Origin of the sequence: Rodentibacter ratti, assembly GCF_002000485.1 — a bacterium.
Classification (GTDB): domain Bacteria; phylum Pseudomonadota; class Gammaproteobacteria; order Enterobacterales; family Pasteurellaceae; genus Rodentibacter; species Rodentibacter ratti.
This window is the reverse complement of sequence record NZ_MLAJ01000015.1, coordinates 60,647-80,377: the sequence shown is the minus strand read 5'-3', so window position 1 is coordinate 80,377 and position 19,731 is coordinate 60,647. Positions and strand designations below refer to the sequence as shown.

At 40.9% G+C, this 19,731-nt stretch carries 19 protein-coding genes; 16 read left to right on the top strand and 3 right to left on the bottom strand.

Features of this window, described 5'->3' with window-relative positions:
- Position 1 precedes the first annotated feature (1 nt).
- The 9 genes from pgl (at position 2) to lon (ending at position 8,450) form a co-directional block, all read left to right on the top strand.
- Positions 2–700 (top strand): 6-phosphogluconolactonase, encoded by a 699-nt coding sequence (gene pgl / locus BKG94_RS09485; protein WP_077436529.1) that lies wholly within the window; start codon positions 2–4, stop codon positions 698–700.
- Between the two features lie 32 nt (positions 701–732).
- Positions 733–1,422 carry an aspartate/glutamate racemase family protein gene (locus BKG94_RS09480; protein WP_077436527.1) on the top strand — a complete coding sequence of 230 codons (690 nt, stop codon included), beginning with the start codon at positions 733–735 and terminating at the stop codon, positions 1,420–1,422.
- 85 nt (positions 1,423–1,507) lie between these two features.
- Complete coding sequence (locus tag BKG94_RS09475; protein ID WP_077436525.1) at positions 1,508–2,029, top strand: hypothetical protein; 522 nt, start codon at positions 1,508–1,510, stop codon at positions 2,027–2,029.
- A gap of 186 nt (positions 2,030–2,215) precedes the next feature.
- Positions 2,216–3,670: a decarboxylating NADP(+)-dependent phosphogluconate dehydrogenase gene (gene gnd / locus BKG94_RS09470; protein ID WP_077436523.1), complete on the top strand. Its 1,455-nt coding sequence runs from the start codon at positions 2,216–2,218 to the stop codon at positions 3,668–3,670.
- Positions 3,671–3,741: 71 nt separating this feature from the next.
- The gene (locus tag BKG94_RS09465; RefSeq protein WP_077436521.1) at positions 3,742–4,050 is read left to right on the top strand and encodes a DUF4298 domain-containing protein; all 309 of its coding nucleotides are present in this window, start codon (positions 3,742–3,744) and stop codon (positions 4,048–4,050) included.
- 115 nt (positions 4,051–4,165) lie between these two features.
- A complete protein-coding gene (locus BKG94_RS09460; RefSeq protein WP_077436519.1) occupies positions 4,166–4,369 on the top strand; it encodes a glycine zipper 2TM domain-containing protein in 204 nt (67 codons plus the stop codon).
- 148 nt (positions 4,370–4,517) lie between these two features.
- Positions 4,518–5,192 carry a ribulose-phosphate 3-epimerase gene (gene rpe / locus BKG94_RS09455; RefSeq protein WP_077436517.1) on the top strand — a complete coding sequence of 225 codons (675 nt, stop codon included), beginning with the start codon at positions 4,518–4,520 and terminating at the stop codon, positions 5,190–5,192.
- 46 nt (positions 5,193–5,238) lie between these two features.
- Positions 5,239–5,913 carry a phosphoglycolate phosphatase gene (locus BKG94_RS09450; protein ID WP_077436515.1) on the top strand — a complete coding sequence of 225 codons (675 nt, stop codon included), beginning with the start codon at positions 5,239–5,241 and terminating at the stop codon, positions 5,911–5,913.
- A gap of 122 nt (positions 5,914–6,035) precedes the next feature.
- Positions 6,036–8,450, top strand: a complete 2,415-nt coding sequence (gene lon / locus BKG94_RS09445) for an endopeptidase La (RefSeq protein WP_077436513.1) — start codon at positions 6,036–6,038, stop codon at positions 8,448–8,450.
- An 82-nt stretch (positions 8,451–8,532) separates the two neighbouring features.
- On the opposite strand, the gene BKG94_RS09440 is transcribed toward lon, so the two are convergent.
- A complete protein-coding gene (locus BKG94_RS09440) occupies positions 8,533–9,702 on the bottom strand; it encodes an MFS transporter (RefSeq protein ID WP_077436511.1) in 1,170 nt (389 codons plus the stop codon).
- A gap of 116 nt (positions 9,703–9,818) precedes the next feature.
- Here BKG94_RS09440 and hemW point away from each other — a divergent pair, with 116 nt between their 5' ends.
- The 3 genes from hemW to serA all read left to right on the top strand — a co-directional run bounded on the left by hemW (position 9,819) and on the right by serA (position 12,998).
- On the top strand, positions 9,819–10,970 hold the full coding sequence (hemW, locus tag BKG94_RS09435; RefSeq protein ID WP_077436509.1) for a radical SAM family heme chaperone HemW: 1,152 nt from the start codon (positions 9,819–9,821) through the stop codon (positions 10,968–10,970).
- A 104-nt stretch (positions 10,971–11,074) separates the two neighbouring features.
- Positions 11,075–11,734 carry a ribose-5-phosphate isomerase RpiA gene (rpiA, locus tag BKG94_RS09430; protein WP_077436507.1) on the top strand — a complete coding sequence of 220 codons (660 nt, stop codon included), beginning with the start codon at positions 11,075–11,077 and terminating at the stop codon, positions 11,732–11,734.
- Between the two features lie 31 nt (positions 11,735–11,765).
- Complete coding sequence (serA, locus tag BKG94_RS09425; RefSeq protein WP_077436506.1) at positions 11,766–12,998, top strand: phosphoglycerate dehydrogenase; 1,233 nt, start codon at positions 11,766–11,768, stop codon at positions 12,996–12,998.
- Between the two features lie 45 nt (positions 12,999–13,043).
- Here the strand turns inward: serA and asnA are convergent, their stop codons facing one another.
- Positions 13,044–14,036, bottom strand: a complete 993-nt coding sequence (gene asnA, locus BKG94_RS09420; RefSeq protein ID WP_077436504.1) for an aspartate--ammonia ligase — start codon at positions 14,034–14,036, stop codon at positions 13,044–13,046.
- A gap of 153 nt (positions 14,037–14,189) precedes the next feature.
- Here asnA and asnC point away from each other — a divergent pair, with 153 nt between their 5' ends.
- Positions 14,190–14,642 (top strand): transcriptional regulator AsnC, encoded by a 453-nt coding sequence (asnC, locus tag BKG94_RS09415; protein WP_077436502.1) that lies wholly within the window; start codon positions 14,190–14,192, stop codon positions 14,640–14,642.
- 71 nt (positions 14,643–14,713) lie between these two features.
- On the opposite strand, the gene BKG94_RS09410 is transcribed toward asnC, so the two are convergent.
- Positions 14,714–16,009: an NAD(P)/FAD-dependent oxidoreductase gene (locus tag BKG94_RS09410; protein WP_077436500.1), complete on the bottom strand. Its 1,296-nt coding sequence runs from the start codon at positions 16,007–16,009 to the stop codon at positions 14,714–14,716.
- A gap of 142 nt (positions 16,010–16,151) precedes the next feature.
- Between BKG94_RS09410 and BKG94_RS09405 the strand changes: the two genes are divergently transcribed.
- From BKG94_RS09405 to proS, 3 genes are all read left to right on the top strand, one after another.
- Positions 16,152–17,204 carry an extracellular solute-binding protein gene (locus tag BKG94_RS09405; protein WP_077436498.1) on the top strand — a complete coding sequence of 351 codons (1,053 nt, stop codon included), beginning with the start codon at positions 16,152–16,154 and terminating at the stop codon, positions 17,202–17,204.
- Between the two features lie 64 nt (positions 17,205–17,268).
- Entirely contained in the window at positions 17,269–17,832 is a 564-nt protein-coding gene (locus BKG94_RS09400) for a lipoprotein (protein ID WP_077436496.1), read from the top strand.
- Positions 17,833–18,000: 168 nt separating this feature from the next.
- The gene (gene proS / locus BKG94_RS09395) at positions 18,001–19,713 is read left to right on the top strand and encodes a proline--tRNA ligase (RefSeq protein WP_077436494.1); all 1,713 of its coding nucleotides are present in this window, start codon (positions 18,001–18,003) and stop codon (positions 19,711–19,713) included.
- Positions 19,714–19,731 lie beyond the last annotated feature (18 nt).

Below are 19,731 nucleotides of genomic sequence, written 5' to 3'. Positions count from 1 at the left end.
TATGAATTATGTAATGTTCCCAACCGCTCAACAAGCGGTTGAAAAAATCGCACAAGAATTAAAAACCTATAGTGAACAACAACGCCCGGTTCATATTTCATTATCGGGCGGAAGCACGCCAAAGTTATTATTTAAAACCCTTGCTCAATCACCTTATGCGGAACAAATTAACTGGAAAAACCTGCATTTCTGGTGGGGTGATGAGCGAATGGTTTCAGCACAAGATCCGGAAAGTAATTATGGTGAAGTGCAAAAATTGTTATTTGATCATATTCAAATTCCCGCAGAGAATATTCACCGAATTCGTGGCGAAAATGAACCGCACTTTGAGCTGAATCGTTTTCAAGAGGAGCTAAGTGCGGTCATTCCTAACGGTGTTTTTGATTGGATTATTTTAGGCATGGGGGCTGACGGACACACGGCTTCATTATTCCCACATCAAACTCATTTTGATGATGAAAACCTTGCGGTGATTGTAAAACACCCAGAAAGCGGGCAAATCCGCATTTCCAAAACCGCAAAATTGATCGAACAGGCAAAACGCATCGCCTATCTTGTGACCGGTGAAGGAAAAGCAGAAATTTTAAAAGAAATTCAAACCACACCTGCTGAACATCTGCCTTATCCGGCAGCGAAAATTAAAGCCAAAAATGGCGTGACGGAGTGGTATTTGGATAAAGCGGCGGCGAAGTTATTATAATAAAAGTGCGGTTAAAATTTAAGGAGTTCTAAATGAAAACACTGGGGATTTTAGGGGGAATGAGCCCCGAAAGTACAGTTTCTTACTATTTGAACATTAACCGTGCGATCAATTCCTCGTTAGGTGGTAATGCTAGTGCTAAATTGTTGATGTCGAGTGTCAATTTTGCAGATATTGTGGAATGTCAAAAATCAAATAACTGGCAAAAAGCCGGAGATATTTTGGCTCACGAAGCTAAATTACTTGAAAGCATTGGGGCAGAAGGCATTTTAATTGGCACGAATACTATGCATAAAGTTGCAGATGCGGTACAAAATGTAGTTTCCATTCCGCTATTACATATTCTTGATGCAGTATCGGATCGTATTAAGGCTCAAGGGTTACATAAAGTGGCATTGCTTGGCACACATTACACGATGGCGGATAATTTCTATGTGGACGGTTTGCGTGAGCGTGGTATTGAGCCAATAGTGCCTGATGATGAAACCAAATTAGAAATTCACCGTATTATTTTTGACGAGCTTTGTACGGGTAAAATATTGCCTGAATCAAAAGACTTTTATCTTAAAACCATCAATCAGCTTGCCGCTCAAGGTGCGGAGGGCATTATTTTAGGTTGTACGGAAATCGGTTTATTAATTAATCAGCGTGATTCATCCTTACCATTTTTTGATACTGCCACGCTACACAGTGAAATGGCTGTGGATTTTATTTTAAGCTAGACGGACCTAACAGTGATGTACTAGGTTACGCGTAGTGTTGCTACATCAAAAATGATAGATTTTGTTTCTTAATAATATTGAGTTTATGTCTACATTAGAAAAAGATTTTTATTTTTTAAGAGTTATTTTTGAACGATTCTTTAAACAAAAACATATTATTAGGCGTCTTAATGAAATAGATCAGGAAAAAGTTTATGGCTGGGAAATTTGGTTACAAGTTGAGATGCTCTTATATTTCAGAACATTAAATGGCTTAATATCGGAAGTCTATCGTGAAGAACCTTGTTTATTAGATAAAAGGAAAACCGATAAAGGTAAATGCTCTATTGATTTGATAATTAGGCAAAAATATGCTCGTAGCTTTATTCCTGTAGAAGTGAAGCAGTCTTGGTATGCCCCTCGTTGTATTCGCCAAATGTTAAGAGATGTTAAAAAATATGAATGTATTACGTCTCGCACTTTACCTACGGAAAGATATATGTGGTGTTTAGGGGTTCATCAGGCTCCGAATAAACAAGAGTATATTGATGAACAATTAGTAGATTATAAATATAAGATTGTTTGCCAGCCTATAAAAGGCACAAATTATATGTTTACTTTATTTTAGAAAAATAGAATTGGAATCACCTTGTCAAGGTTGCCTTTATTGGAAAGCATAATATAAAACACAAAAAAGGGAGTGTTTAAATATATTTAATATGTTACTAATTTAAACCTTCCCTTATCTTCTTTTTACAAAAGAGAGAAATTTAAGAAATAGAGGAAAACGAATCAAAACCAACAGGAGAAAAATATGTCAGCAAAAGGCGATATCGGCGTTATTGGACTCGCCGTAATGGGGCAGAACCTCATTTTAAATATGAACGACCACGGGTTTAAAGTGGTGGCGTATAACCGTACTACATCCAAAGTGGATGAGTTTTTACAAGGGGCGGCGAAAGGTACAAACATTATCGGGGCGTATTCTTTGGAAGATTTAGCTGCAAAATTGGAAAAACCGAGAAAAGTGATGCTTATGGTGCGTGCGGGCGAAGTGGTGGATCAATTTATTGATGCATTATTACCGCATTTGGAAGAGGGCGACGTCATTATTGATGGGGGCAACTCCAACTATCCGGATACCAATCGCCGAGTGAAAGCTTTAGCAGAAAAAGGAATCCGTTTTGTGGGCTCCGGTGTGTCAGGCGGCGAAGAGGGGGCACGCCACGGACCGTCCATTATGCCGGGTGGTAATGAGGAAGCATGGCAATATGTCAAACCGATTTTACAAGCGATTTCTGCCAAAACCGATAAAGGCGAACCGTGCTGTGATTGGGTTGGAAAAGAGGGCGCAGGTCATTTCGTGAAAATGGTACATAATGGCATTGAATATGGTGATATGCAACTGATTTGCGAAGCTTACCAATTCTTAAAAGACGGATTAGGCTTAAGTTATGACGAAATGCAAAACATTTTCGCTGAATGGAAAAAAACGGAGTTGGATAGCTATCTGATTGATATTACAACAGATATTTTAGGCTATAAAGACATAGACGGCACACCGTTGGTGGAGAAAATCCTTGATACAGCCGGACAAAAAGGTACGGGTAAATGGACAGGCATCAACGCCCTTGATTTTGGTATTCCATTAACCTTAATTACCGAATCGGTGTTTGCCCGTTGCGTTTCTTCTTTCAAAGATCAACGTGTTGCCGCAGAAAAATTATTCGGCAAAACCATTGGCAAAGTGGAGGGTGATAAAGCGGTTTGGATTGAAGCGGTGCGTAAAGCCTTGCTAGCCTCAAAAATTATCTCTTATGCACAAGGATTTATGCTGATTCGTGAGGCTTCCGAAAACTTTGGTTGGGATATCAACTATGGTGCAACCGCACTATTATGGCGTGAAGGCTGTATTATCCGTAGCCGTTTCTTAGGCAATATTCGTGATGCTTATGAGGCTAACCCGGATTTGATTTTCTTAGGTTCCGACGCTTATTTCAAAGGCATCTTAGAAAACGCCATGAGCGACTGGCGTAAAGTGGTGGCAAAATCTATTGAAGTGGGCATTCCAATGCCTTGTATGGCATCAGCGATTACCTTCTTGGACGGTTACACTTCTGCCCGTTTACCGGCTAATTTATTGCAAGCCCAGCGTGATTATTTTGGCGCACACACCTACGAGCGTACAGATAAACCTCGTGGTGAGTTTTTCCATACCAACTGGACAGGGCGTGGCGGTAACACAGCTTCCACTACTTATGATGTGTAATCGGTAAAACTCAGGATCAATTGACCGCACTTTAAAGTGCGGTCTCTTTTTAGATAATTTTGGAGGGACAGATGTTATCTCAAACACGGTTAGCGCAATTAGCTGAAATGGAAAATATTTTAGATGAAGCCAATGAATTTTTGGCTGAGGCAGAAAGTTTTATTGAAAAATGGCGAGCCTTTTTACCGAGAATGAAACATTTAGAACGTTATTATTTTGAAGGGGATTGGATGGCGGATTTTGAAGCTTATGAACAAGGGGAAATCCCTAAAACTCAGTCCTGTGGTGTGCTTTCAGAAGATCTTATCTACAATGCCAGTACAGAGCAAAGAAGCCTTGCTATCGAATATTTAAAATTGATTACCGAAATTTTAGATTAAAGAAATCGTTTCATGATGTAGGATTCTTTTCTTAAAATGAACTTTTATTCAGTGATATCAGTCTTATAAGATGCTATCACGATGGATAGTTTTTAATTTTGTACGGAGAGATTTTATGAAATTAATGACAAAATCATTGGTTATTGGTATGACACTTATTGCATTAACTGCTTGTAGTAATATGAGCCGTACTCAACAAAATACGGCTGTCGGCGCAGCAATTGGCGGTGCAGCCGGTTATATGATTAAAGGTAATACTGCCACTACATTGGGTGGTGCCGCATTAGGTGGTTTAATCGGTAGCCAAGTAGGCAAATAAAGAGAGATTATCGACCGCACTTTGTTTTTGTTGACTAAAAAAACATTCAAAGTGCGGTTATTTTTTTCAAAATTTTCCTATAAATAATCAAGGCAATTTCTGTTTTAACGTAGTAAACTAGAGCGGTGAAAACCCCTAGGAGATGACGATGAAACCTTACCTTATTGCCCCTTCCATTCTTTCAGCGGATCTTGCCCGACTTGGCGATGATGTTCAAAATGTGCTTAATGCCGGTGCGGATCTGATTCATTTTGATGTAATGGATAATCATTATGTGCCAAATTTGACTTTCGGCCCTGTGATTTGTCAGGCTTTACGTGATTATGGCATTACCGCACCTATTGATGTGCATTTGATGGTGAAACCGGTGGATCGGATTATCCCCGATTTTGCTAAAGCCGGTGCGAATTATATTACTTTCCATCCGGAAAGTTCCGAGCATATTGACCGCTCTTTACAGTTGATTCGTGACCACGGTTGTAAATCCGGTTTAGTTTTTAACCCTGCTACACCATTGAGTTATTTGGATTATGTGATGGATAAAGTTGATGTGATTTTGTTGATGTCGGTTAATCCGGGATTCGGGGGGCAATCCTTCATTCCTGCCACATTGAAAAAGCTACAACAGGCACGAAAAATGATTGATGACAGCGGTTTTGATATTCGTTTAGAAGTAGATGGCGGTGTGAAAGTTGAGAATATTGCAGAAATTGCAGCAGCCGGTGCGGATATGTTTGTAGCAGGTTCGGCGATTTTTGATCAACCGGATTATAAACAAGTGATCGATAAAATGAGACATCAACTTGCGGGTATCCAAAGATAGTGATCTTGGATTTCCTCATTATTGTCCTATGGAGAAGACAGCGTTAATGAAGACACAATTTAAACTTATCGGCTTTGATTTAGACGGAACATTGGTTAATAGTTTGCCGGATCTCGCCTTATCCGTAAATTCGGCATTGGCTGAATTTGATTTACCACCAGCACCGGAGGCATTAGTTTTAACTTGGATTGGTAACGGCGCACCGATATTGATTGCACGTGCGTTGGATTGGGCAAAAGAACAAACCGGCAAAACATTAAGTGAAACGGAGGTAGAAAAAGTAAAAGAGCGTTTCAATCACTATTATGGCGAAAATCTTTGCAATGTGAGCCGCTTATATCCGAATGTAAAAGAAACCTTGGAAGCGTTAAAAGCAAAAGGTTATACGTTAGCGGTGGTAACGAACAAACCGACCAAACATGTTCAGCCTGTGTTGAGTGCCTTTGGCATTGACCATTTATTTAGCGAAATGTTGGGCGGACAATCTTTGCCGGCAATTAAACCGCATCCGGGACCGCTTTATTATTTGTGTGGTAAATTCGGGTTTGAACCTCGCCAAGTCTTATTTGTGGGGGATTCTAAAAATGACATTCTGGCGGCACATGCTGCCGGTTGTGCTGTTGTCGGATTAACCTACGGTTATAATTACAATATTCCAATTAGCGAATCGAATCCGGATTGGGTATTTGATGATTTCGGTCAATTGTTAACGATTCTTTAATTTTTTCAAAAAGTGCGGTGAAAACAACCGCACTTTATGCGCTAATTAATCCTATTCCCTTGAATTCATCAAACCTACCCCCATATTATCCCAAATTGTCGAAGTAGAATTAGAGAGAAGATATGAACGCCAAAAGAACACAACGCACGATGCCCGTATTACCGTTACGTGATGTCGTGGTTTTCCCTTATATGGTGATGCCGCTTTTTGTGGGGCGTGCAAAATCCATTAATGCCCTTGAAGAAGCGATGAATGAAAATAAACAGCTTCTTTTGGTATCACAAAAACAAGCGGACTTAGAAGAACCAACCATTGACGATGTGTTTGATGTGGGCACCATTGCCAATATTATCCAACTTTTAAAATTGCCTGACGGCACAGTAAAAGTGCTTGTCGAGGGGCAGCAACGGGCAAAAATCAATCATCTCGAAGAGGGGGAGCAATTTTTCTCTGCAGAAATCACCCCGATTGATACTGTCCGAGGTGATGAAAAAGAATTAGAGATTGTCAAAAATGCGGTATTGTCCGAATTTGAAAATTACCTGACCTTAAATAAAAAAGTGCCGGTTGATGTGTTAGGCGCTCTACAACGTATTGATGATACGGATCGCCTTGCCGATACCATGGCGGCGCATTTGCCGGTGAGTGTTCGTCATAAACAAAGTGTGTTGGAATTGGCTGATGTGCAAGCACGTTTGGAATATTTGCTAGGGATGATGGAGTCGGAGGCGGATATTCTACAAGTAGAAAAACGCATTCGTGGTCGTGTCAAAAAACAAATGGAAAAAAGCCAACGTAACTATTATTTGAGCGAGCAAATTAAAGCGATTCGCAAAGAAATGGACGATGGCGAAAATGAAGATACCATTGATGAAGTGGAACAACTTCGTCAAAAAGTTGATGCCGCAGGCATGCCGGCAGAAGTGCGTGAGAAAGTAGAAAGCGAACTGCAAAAACTCAAAATGATGTCGGCCATGTCAGCAGAAGCCACCGTGGTGCGTAGCTACATTGAATGGATGATCCAAGTGCCATGGCATCAACGCACGAAAGTGAAAAAAGATATTGCTAAAGCACAGCAAGTTTTAGATGCCGATCATTATGGCTTGGATCGGGTGAAAGAACGCATTTTAGAATACCTTGCGGTGCAAGCACGCCTCAATAAAATTAAGGGCCCGATTCTTTGCTTAGTTGGACCTCCGGGAGTGGGGAAAACTTCGCTTGGTCAGTCGATTGCTAATGCAACCGGTCGAAAATACGTGAGAATGGCGCTGGGTGGCGTGCGTGATGAAGCGGAAATTCGAGGTCATCGTAAAACCTACATCGGTGCATTACCGGGCAAACTCATCCAAAAAATGGCAAAAGTCGGGGTGAAAAACCCATTATTCTTGCTTGATGAAATCGATAAAATGGCATCGGATATGCGGGGTGATCCGGCTTCTGCCTTATTAGAAGTGCTTGACCCTGAACAAAACACCACCTTTAACGATCATTATTTAGAAGTGGATTATGATCTTTCCGATGTGATGTTTGTGGCAACCTCAAATTCCATGAATATTCCGGGGCCGTTACTTGATCGTATGGAGGTGATTCGCCTTTCCGGTTATACGGAAGATGAAAAACTCAATATCGCCATGCGTCATTTGTTACAAAAACAAATTGAGCGTAACGGCTTGAAAAAAGGCGAATTAGTGGTGGAGGAAAGTGCTATTTTAGACATTATCCGCTATTACACCCGAGAGGCAGGCGTGCGTAATTTGGAACGGGAAATTTCCAAAATTTGCCGTAAAGCGGTGAAAAATTTATTAGTGAATCCTAAGCTAAAATCTATCACGGTGAATAGTGAGAATCTTCACGATTATCTTGGCGTGAAACGTTTTGAGTTTGGCAAAGCGGATACGCAAAATCGTATAGGTGAAGTCACCGGTCTTGCGTGGACGGAAGTGGGCGGCGATCTGCTCACCATTGAAACCGCTTCTGTGGTGGGTAAAGGTAAATTAACCTTTACCGGCTCTCTGGGGGATGTGATGAAAGAATCCATCCAAGCAGCAATGACCGTGGTGCGTTCACGTGCCGATAAACTTGGTATTAACCCTGAGTTCCACGAAAAACGTGATATTCATATTCACGTACCGGACGGTGCTACACCAAAAGACGGTCCAAGTGCAGGGATCGCAATGTGTACCGCACTTGTTTCTTGTTTGACCGGCAATCCGGTGCGTGCGGATGTGGCAATGACGGGGGAAATTAGTTTACGCGGTAAAGTGTTGCCAATCGGTGGTTTAAAAGAAAAACTGTTGGCGGCACACCGTGGCGGTATTAAAACCGTATTGATTCCAAAAGATAACGTGAAAGATTTGGAAGAAATTCCGGATAATGTGAAACAAAGTCTTGCGATTCATGCGTTAGAAACCATTGATGAAGTGTTAGGCTTGGCACTCGAAAATCCACCGGAAGGCGTAGAGTTCGTCAAAGTGGCAGCCAAACCCAAAGCACCACGTCGTAAAGCCGTTACGAAAGCCACAAGAGCGGTCAATTAATTGAATATTTTTAGGGCTTGTGAGAACAAGCCCTTTTTGTATGTATTAAAACTCAAAAGAAGTGACCGCACTCTTCTTCAATCTAGGGTTTAGTTTTCACTCTTTTAAATTGATGAAAAAACCATAAGCTAAAAATACTCATCAAAATGACCGCACTTAAATTCGCCATTTGCCAGCCGTAGGGAGTTGCCATTAATAATCCCACAGAAAAAGAGGCGGTGAGATTGGCAAGATAAGTGATAAGCGAACTTGTGCCTTGTAATTTATGTTTATGTTGTGGCGATAGCTGATTAAGCAAAAACGTACCGCCGCTAAACATTAAGCCCCAACCTGCGCCAATGAATATCAACGCGGCTAAATATGCCCAATGTTGCTGAAAAAACAAACTGCATAAACCGCCAATAATAAACAACAAACAGCCTAAACCGATAATATATTGGTTCGGGATTTTCTTCACTACAAAAGGTAGTAATAACGCCGGACTATACATTGCTACAAAATGCCATTGCAGTACCGGACTGATTTGTTCAAGCTGAAAATGTTGATGATGCATTGCCAAAGGCGTGGCGTTCATCAATAACACCATCATCGCAAAACTTAAAGCACAGCACGCCGTACCGATTTTAAATTCTTTCTGTAAGAAAATATCTTTCGGTACAGGCTGATTTTGAGCGCATAGGGTTTGTGTATTTTTGATTGAAAGGAAAAGTTGGCTGATAATTAAAAGCACAAAGACAGCCAAACACAGCCAGAAAATCCCCACATATTTTACGGCCAATAAATTAGCACCTTTCTCTGCTAAAAAAGGGCCTAATACGCCACCGATAATGCCTGCACTGATAATCAACGAAGTCGCCCGTTTTTTATTCACTTCCTCATTGAATACTTCCGCCGCAGCGAAACGATAATATTGGTTGAACACCGTTGCTCCACCCAAAATAAAAGTAGCAAGGCTAAATAGATAAAATTGTGCGTGATAAATGGCGTAAATCGCCAATAATACTCCGACAATACCGATGAATCCGCTCACAATAAATGCTGTTCTTCTGCCATATTTTGCCATTAAAAAAGACGCAAAATAGACAGTAATTGCCGAACCTAGCACTGTCATTGTAATCGGCAAAGACACTAAAAAATCTTTTGGCGCTAATACCTTTCCTACTAGCGTAGATGTCAGTGTTAAAAGTGAAATCACGCTACCACTTAATGCCTGACCACAGAATAGGGAAAGCAGGTTGATGTAGGATTTCATTTTCATTTCCTTGATTATTTTTACTCAGCGAGTATTCACTGATGAAATTTTTATTTTTCGTTATTCCTTGTCATGGCATAAAATAGCACAAAATATCTTTCAATCTATCAATTATCATGCTTAGACGCCCCCCCCTTTCCCTTTATATCCATATTCCTTGGTGTGTGCAGAAATGCCCCTATTGTGATTTTAACTCCCATGCGCAAAAAGGCGAGATTCCCGAAAAAGATTATACTCATCACTTATTGCAGGATTTACAAACTGATCTAGCCCGTTTTCAGGAAAGTATTCAGGGGCGTCAGTTACATTCCATTTTTATTGGAGGCGGCACGCCGAGCCTATTTTCTGCGGAAAGTATTGCCTGTTTATTGAATGAAGTAAAAAAACAGATTCCCTTTGAAAAGGACATTGAAATCACCTTGGAAGCCAACCCCGGCACGGTGGAAGCCGAGCGGTTTAAAGGTTATGTGGCTGCTGGTGTGACAAGAATTTCCATGGGGATTCAAAGTTTCAATGATGACAAACTTCAGCGTTTAGGACGAATCCATAATGGGGCAGAGGCAAAAAGTGCGGTCAATTTGGCGAAAGTTTCCGGGCTGCAAAGTTTCAATTTAGATTTGATGCATGGGTTACCCAATCAAACCCTGGCTGAGGCTTTAGAGGATTTACGGCAGGCTATTGCCCTTGAGCCCCCTCATCTTTCTTGGTATCAACTCACTATTGAGCCCAATACGATGTTTGCCTATCGGCCTCCAACCTTGCCCGATGAAGATGCGCTTTGGGATATTTTTGAACAAGGGCATCAATTGCTCACCGCCACAGGCTATCAACAGTATGAAACTTCTGCCTATGCCAAACCGGGATTTCAATGCCGACACAATTTGAATTATTGGCGTTTTGGTGATTATTTGGCGATTGGTTGTGGCGCTCACGGAAAACTTACGTTTCCCGACGGGGGAATTCTCCGTTTTTCCAAAACCAAGCACCCGAAAGGCTATTTGAAGGGGGATTATCTTTATGAGGAAAAAAACGTCCCTGAAATTGACCGCCCTTTTGAATTTTTTATGAATCGTTTTCGCTTGCTGGAAGCCGTACCGAAAGAGGAATTTGAAGCTTATACCGGGTTGGCACAAAGTGCGGTCAAAAATCAGATTGAAATTGCCCTGCAAAGAAATTATATCGTAGAAACCGACACCACTTGGCAAATCACCGAACATGGAAAATTATTTTTAAATGAACTGTTAGCCTTGTTTTTAACAGAGGATTAGCTCATGTTATTTTTTCATGATGAGCTATCAAAATTTGCACTTGTTTATTTAATTTTAGCGTATTAAAGTAACGCAATCGTTTACTTCTGAAAAAGAGAAAAGAAATGGATCAATTAGAAATGAAAAAGCTTGCAGCTCAAGCGGCTTTACAGTACGTAAAAGAAGATACTATCGTTGGGGTAGGTAGTGGCTCTACTGTGTGCTGTTTTATTGAAGCGTTGGGAACAATAAAAGACCAAATTAAAGGTGCCGTGGCAGCATCAAAAGCTTCTGAAGAATTGTTGCGAAAACAAGGTATTGAAGTATTTAGTGCAAACGAAGTGTCCGGATTAGATATTTATGTAGATGGTGCAGATGAAATTAACCCGCAAAAAATGATGATTAAAGGGGGCGGTGCCGCATTGACGAGAGAAAAAATCGTGGCAGCCCTAGCGAAAAAATTTATTTGTATCGTAGATGCCAGCAAACAAGTCGATGTGCTGGGTTCAAGCTTCCCGTTACCGGTGGAAGTGATCCCAATGGCTCGCTCACAAGTGGGGAGAAAATTAGCCGCACTTGGCGGTGCACCGGAATATCGTGAAGGCGTTGTGACGGATAACGGCAATGTGATTTTAGATGTGCATAATTTTACTATCCTAAATCCGGTGGAAATGGAAAAAGAATTAAACAATGTTGCAGGTGTGGTAACGAATGGCATTTTTGCACTACGTGGTGCGGATATCGTGATTGTTGGTACGCCTGAAGGTGCAAAAATTATCGAATAATTTATAGAAATAAAAAATAAGGAAGGCAAACATGACAAATAAAGTGTCACTCGACAAATCAAAAATCAAATTTGTATTGCTGGAAGGTGTGCATCAAAGTGCATTGGATACCTTGCATGCCGCAGGCTATACCAATATTGATTATTACAAAAAAGCCCTTGATGGTGATGAGCTGAAAGCTGCGATCAAAGACGCTCATTTTATCGGTTTGCGTTCGCGTACGCATTTAACCGAGGAAATGATTGATGCCGCGCCAAAACTTATTGCTGTAGGCTGTTTTTGTATTGGCACCAATCAGGTTGATCTTAATGCGGCAAAAGCACGGGGTATTCCGGTATTTAACGCACCATTCTCAAATACACGTTCCGTCGCTGAATTAGTGTTAGGTGAAATTTTACTTTTAATGCGTAATGTGCCACAAGCCAATGCGGAAGTTCATCGTGGGGTATGGAATAAATCCGCTACGGGTTCACATGAAGTGCGGGGTAAAAAATTAGGCATCGTAGGTTATGGCCATATCGGTTCTCAGTTAAGTATTATTGCGGAATCCTTAGGTATGGACGTGTATTTCTACGATATTGAAAACAAATTACCACTTGGTAATGCGAAACAAGTGCGTAGTCTAGAAGAATTGCTTGGGTCTTGTGATGTCATTTCTTTACACGTGCCTGAGTTACCTTCAACCCGTAATCTAATGAGTGCAGAGCGTATTGCCCAACTCAAACAAGGCTCCATTTTAATTAATGCGGCGCGTGGTTCGGTGGTGGATATTGATGCCCTTGCTCAAGCCTTAAAAGAGGGAAAAATTCATGGCGCGGCGATTGATGTGTTCCCTGTTGAACCTGCTTCAATTAATGAAGAATTTGTCTCTCCATTACGTGAATTTGATAATGTGATTTTAACCCCGCATATTGGCGGTTCCACAGCGGAAGCGCAAGAAAATATCGGTTTTGAAGTGGCCGGTAAATTCGTGAAATATTCCGACAATGGTTCTACCTTATCTTCTGTGAATTTCCCGGAAGTTTCTTTGCCGGAACACGAAGGCACCAAACGTTTATTGCATATTCACGAGAATCGTCCGGGTATTTTGAACAAGCTCAACCAAATTTTTGTGGAAGCCAATATCAATATCGCTGCACAATATCTACAAACTGATCCGAAAATCGGTTATGTTGTGGTGGATGTGGAAACAGAGAATGCAGAACCTCTATTAGTTAAACTGCGTGAAATTGACGGTACAATCCGAGCACGGATATTATATTAATAATAAAAAAGTGCGGTTGATTTCAACCGCACTTTTTTTAGAACGTTAAAGAATATGTTGATATTGTTCTAACATTTCTCTCGGCCATACGCTGGATTGTACTTCGCCGATATGTTTTTTACGTAATAAGAACATCGCCATACGTGACTGACCAATACCCCCACCAATTGAGAGAGGTAATTTCCCGTTTAGTAGATCTTGGTGCCAATCCATTTTTAAACAATCTTCTTTGCCGGCTAAAGCCACTTGCAAACGGAGTGCCGATTCATCCACACGGATCCCCATAGAGGATAGCTCAAATGCTGTGTTAAGTTGATCGTTCCACACAAGAATATCGCCATTTAAACCTTTATAGCCGTTTTCAGATTCCGTTGTCCAGTCATCATAATCCGGAGAACGTCCATCATGTGGTTTACCATCGGATAATTCACCACCGATACCAATCAAAAATACTGCACCATATTCTTTACAGATAGCATTTTCCCGTTCTTTACTGGAAAGATCAGGGTAACGTTTTACCAAATCTTCACTATGAATAAAGGTAATTTGTTTTGGCAAAATAGAAGGAATATCAAAACGGGCTTCTACTGCAAGTTCCGTTAAACGAATCGCACGATAAATAGAATTAACGGTTTCTTTTAAGTAAGCAAGGTTACGGCGACCTTCCGGAATCACTTTTTCCCAGTCCCATTGATCCACATAAATGGAGTGGGTTGGATCTAAAGAATCTTCATCAGGACGTAAGGCTTTCATATGCACGAAAAGCCCCTCTCCCTCTTTAAAATGAAAACGTGCCAGGGTATGACGTTTCCATTTTGATAAAGAGTGAACAACTTCATATACGGCATTCGGGATACATTTCACATGTACTTGAACGGCCTTCTCAATACCGGACAAATTATCCTGCATTCCGTTGCCTACTTCGTTAAGAATTGGACCTTGCACTTCAATAATTCCCAGTTGTTCGATTAGGTTCTGAGTAAAGGTGTTTTTAACAAAACTAATTTCTTGTTGTTGTAAAATAAATGTTTTCTTCATATTTTCCGCCTGCTATTTAATAATAAGTAAGGTTTTGTGTATTATTCAATAAATCATAACACTCTTTCAAGTATTTTGTTTACATTTAAAATAATTTTGAATATTATCTAATTTAATGGTGATTTATTAGATTAATTCTAAAGAGGCTATTCTATGCACAATATTGATAATCTCGATCAACAAATTCTCCGCATACTCACCAAAGATGCGCGTACGCCCTATGCAGAAATGGCAAAAAATTTTGGCGTCAGCCCCGGCACAATTCATGTTCGTGTGGAAAAAATGCGCCAATCCGGTGTGATTGAAGGCACCAAAGTGATTATTGATGAACGTAAACTCGGCTATGACGTTTGCTGCTTTATCGGGATCATTTTGAAAAGTGCGAAGGATTACGAAAAAGTGATTAAAAAATTGGAAACGTTTGATGAAGTGGTGGAGGCCTATTACACCACGGGAAATTACTCTATTTTCATCAAAGTGATGACTCACACCATCGCCGAATTGCATTCTGTTCTCGCCACGAAAATTCAGCTAATTGATGAGATTCAATCCACCGAAACATTGATTTCAATGCAGAATCCTATTTTGAGGGATATTAAGCCGTAAATATCTTAAAAAAACTAACCGCACTTTACGTCATAGTAGGCAAAAAAAGTGCGGTCAATTTAAACCTGTTTTTAACGATATTTATCTAAAAACTGATAGTATTTCACCCCAATCTTCGTGGCTAAATTTTTCACCCATTTTCCGCCGTAAACGGAAGGCACTTTTAAGCCTTCAAAAATTTGCAGGCGTTCGTCATTGCCTAAAATGGCTTCCGCGATAATGCGACCAGCCAAGCCGGTTAAGGCAACGCCGTGTCCTGAATAACCTTGCGCAAAATAAATATGGGGTGAAATTCGCCCGAAATGCGGGGTAGCGTTCATCGTCATATCAATTGGCCCAGCCCAGCCGTAGTCGATTTTCACATCCTCTAATTGTGGGAAAACGTGCAACATATTTTGTCGCATTACGGCGACCATATCTTTTTCCGAACTGGAATCACTACCGAAAAGCAGGCGATTGTCCGCACTCAAACGATAATAATCAAGTAGCAAATTGTTATCGCACACAGACATTCCATTATTAATCACCGAATCCGCCACGGCTTGGCTTAAGGGCTCGGTGGCAATAATGAAACTTTCCACCGGCATAATTTTTCGGTTAATACCATGATGGATAGATTTAGGGAGTGCATCAATATAAGCGTTGGTGGCTAAAATAACATCTTGAGAAATGACCGCACTTTGGTCGGTTTTCACCTCAATACCACCGCTTTTTTCGATAAGATCCACCACCGGTGATTGTTCAAAAATCTGCACGCCAAGATCTAAACAGGCTTTCGCCAGTCCCAAACAATAATTGAAAGGATGCAAATGTCCGGAATTGCTATCGTATAAGCCCCCTACATAAATATCGCTACCTAAATGCTGTTTGAGTTTCGCTTTGTCCCAAAGCTGCATATTTTGGTAGCCAAAATTTTTGTGGCTGGCTTTTTCCATTTCAATCAGATCATCCATACGGCGATGGTTCAAGGCAAGGGTCGCATAGCCTTTTTTCCAGTCACATTGAATACCATATTTTGTGATGCGTTCATCAATAATATCAATGGCTTCCAGTGACATTTCCCACAGTTGACGGGCTTTCTCAAAGCCGACTTGATGAATATATTCATCAATGCCTTCTTCAAACCCATTGATGGCTTGCCCACCACTTCGACCGGAAGCGCCAAAGCCCACCCGAGCGCCTTCCAATACCATGACTTTTTTCCCTTTCTCTGCCAACTCCAATGCGGCGGATAAGCCAAAAAAGCCCGCACCGATGACACAAACATCGGCGTGTGCAATTTGTGTTAAAGGAGGAAGTTGGAAATCTTGATTGCGTGAATCAAAATAATAGGAGGAAACGTGTTCTTGATGAGCAAAAGTGAGCATAAAACCTCTCATTGATAAAAACTGGCGAAATCTTACGCCGATGGGGAAATATGTCAAATCTTTTGCGGAAAAGTGCTATACTGCCGTGCGCGTAAATTTTGTGCGCTTTTATTAATCGTTTATCCCCTAGGAGACCAATAAATTGAAAAAATCTGTTGTTCGTTCTGTCAAAAATCTTTTCCTTTCTGTCACCGCACTTTTTGCGGCATCGGCTTTTGCTAACAACAAACTTTATGTTTATAACTGGACGGATTATGTGCCGCCCGAACTCGTTGCGCAATTCACTAAAGAAACCGGCGTGGAGGTGATTTATTCCACCTTTGAAAGCAACGAAGAAATGTATGCCAAATTAAAATTGACGGAAAACACCGGATCCGGCTATGACGTGGTGTTTCCATCGAGCTATTATGTGAATAAAATGATTAAGGAAAATATGCTCCAACCCCTTGATCACAGCAAATTAGCGAATTTAAAACAAATTCCAAAACACTTGCTGAACAAAGAATTTGATCCTGAAAATAAATTCTCCTTGCCTTATGTTTACGGTTTAACCGGTATTGAAGTCAATGCCGATGAGATTGACCCAAAAACCATCACCAGTTGGGCGGATTTATGGAAGCCTGAATTTAAGCACAAAGTGCTGATGACCAGCGATGCCCGTGAAGTTTTCCACATTGCCCTATTGTTAAATGGAAAATCCCCTAACACCACCAACGAAGAAGAAATCAAAGGGGCTTATGAGCGTTTAGTGACCTTATTGCCTAATGTGATTACGTTCAATTCAGATTCACCGGAAGTGCCTTATGTGCAAGGTGAAGTGGCACTCGGAATGATTTGGAACGGCTCTGCTTATCTTGCCCATAAAGAAAATCCAAGCCTACAATTTATCTATCCGAAAGAAGGGGCGATTTTCTGGATGGATAACTATGCTATCCCTAAAACGGCAAAAAATGTGGAAGGGGCACACAAATTTATCGATTTCCTCCTTCGTCCTGAAAATGCCAAAGTGGTAATTGAGCGCATGGGCTTTTCAATGCCGAATGAAGGTGTGAAAGCCTTGCTGAGTCCTGAACTGGTGAATGATCCGACTTTATTCCCTCCTTCAGAAGAAGTGGAAAAAGGCATTATGCAAGGTGATGTGGGTGATGCCGTGGATATTTACGAAAAATATTGGAATAAACTCAAAACCAATTAATTTTTTATTTCAAAAAGTGCGGTTAAAAATGACCGCACTTTGAATATCATAAAAAGGATAATCTATGAAAAAATATGTGATTGCAATATTAAGTACTTTGACTCTTGCAGGATGTACTCAGGGGTTAAAACAATCGGAAGAAAATCCAATGATGGGAAATTGGGTTTGTGTGACTAACTATTACGATTACTACGATGTGGGTGTTCGCACAAACGATTATCTTCAGTTTGACAAAGATGGGGTATATTCCTCAAAAGGCGTAATTGCTTTGCCGATTATAGAAAATCCTCTTTTTGTTTATCATCAAGAATCTTTTGGGAAATGGGAATATAAAAATAATGAATTGACGATGATTCCAGCTCATATGGAAAGCAGTTCCGCACATAGTAAAGAGACAGTGCGGAAATTAAAGAAAGATAAAAAACTTCGCGAAATTGAACAGGTTTTTGCTAATAGTTTTGAACGTAATGTAGGAACGATGACATTCAAAATCATTAAAAAGGAAAAAGATATCGTTCTACAAGAACAGGAATTAGGTGGGAAACGTTACTTTCCATTTTGTATGAAAGCTGAAACAGTACAAGAAAAAATAAAAAATGGTGAAATAAAATTGAATCCAAATTACTAATCTTGTTTAAAAGTACGGTTAAAAATATTTATAAATCACTAAAGTGATTTATTCACTCCTTCGGAGCCGTTGGTAAAGCCAACGTTCAAAAAACGTCGTTTTTTGTGACCGCACTTTTTGCTATACTCCCACCAATTTTTTCAATTTAATAAATTTAAGGTTAACCCAATGCGTACAAGTCAATATTTATTTTCCACATTAAAAGAAACGCCGGCGGAAGCAGCGATTGTCAGCCATCAACTGATGTTACGGGCAGGGATGATTCGCCCTCTGGCAGCCGGGCTTTATAACTGGATGCCGACAGGCTGGCGGGTATTACGCAAAGTAGAAAAAATTATCCGTGAAGAAATGGATAAAAGCGGTGCGCTTGAAATAAAAATGCCGGTGGTGCAACCGGCAGAGCTTTGGCAAGAATCCGGCCGTTGGGAACAATACGGCCCTGAATTATTGCGTTTTACCGACCGTGGTGAACGTGGTTTTGTCATTGGCCCGACGAACGAAGAAGCCGTTACGGATTTAATGCGTCGTGAAATTACCTCTTACCGCCAGCTACCAATGAATCTTTATCACATTCAAACCAAATTCCGTGATGAAGTACGCCCTCGTTTCGGGGTGATGCGCAGTCGTGAATTTATTATGAAAGATGCCTATTCTTTCCATACGGATAAAGAAAGTTTGCAACAGACCTATGAGGTGATGTATCAAACCTATAGCAATATTTTTAATCGCTTAGGATTAGATTTCCGTGCTGTACAGGCCGATACCGGCTCGATTGGCGGGAGTGCTTCACACGAATTCCAAGTATTGGCAAACAGTGGTGAAGATGATGTGATTTTCTCCACCGAATCCGATTATGCCGCCAATATTGAATTAGCGGAAGCGGTGGCGATAGGCGAACGTGCCGCCCCAACAAAAGCGATGGAATTGGTTGATACGCCAAATGCCAAAACCATTGCGGAATTAGTTGAACAATTTAATCAGCCTATTGAAAAAACCGTGAAAACCTTGATCGTTAAAGGTGCAGCCGAAGATCAACCGTTAGTGGCATTAATCATTCGTGGAGATCACGAGCTGAACGAAATTAAAGCGGAAAAATTAGCGGAAGTGGCATCACCTTTTGAATTTGCCGATGAAGCGGAAATCAAAGCTAAAATTGGGGCAGGTGTGGGATCATTAGGGCCGGTTAATCTTAATATTCCTATGATTGTTGATCGCTCGGTTGCATTGATGTCAGATTTTAGTGCAGGAGCCAACATTGACGGCAAACACTACTTTAATATTAACTGGGAACGTGATGTCGCCTTACCGAAAGTAGCGGATATTCGTAATGTGGTAGAAGGCGATCCAAGCCCGGACGGCAAAGGTACATTACTCATCAAACGGGGGATTGAAGTCGGCCATATTTTCCAATTGGGTAAAAAATATTCCGAAGCCATGAATGCAACTGTGCAAGGCGAAGACGGTCGCCCAATGGTGGTGACGATGGGTTGTTATGGTATCGGGGTAACCCGTGTGGTTGCGGCAGCCATTGAACAACACCATGACGAGCGAGGTATTATTTGGCCAACGGACGAAATCGCCCCTTTCACTGTGGCGATTGTGCCGATGAATATGCATAAATCCGAAGCCGTACAACAGTATGCCGAAGAACTTTACCGCACATTACAAGCACAAGGTGTTGAGGTGATTTTTGACGATCGCAAAGAACGCCCAGGTGTGATGTTTGCAGATATGGAACTGATCGGCGTGCCACATATGATTGTCATTGGCGAGAAAAATTTAGCAAATGGTGAAATCGAATATAAAAATCGCCGCACCGGTGAAAAAGAAATGATTGCCAAAGATCAATTATTCGATTTTCTGAAAGCGAAATTGGCTTAATTCACAAAATCAATCCCG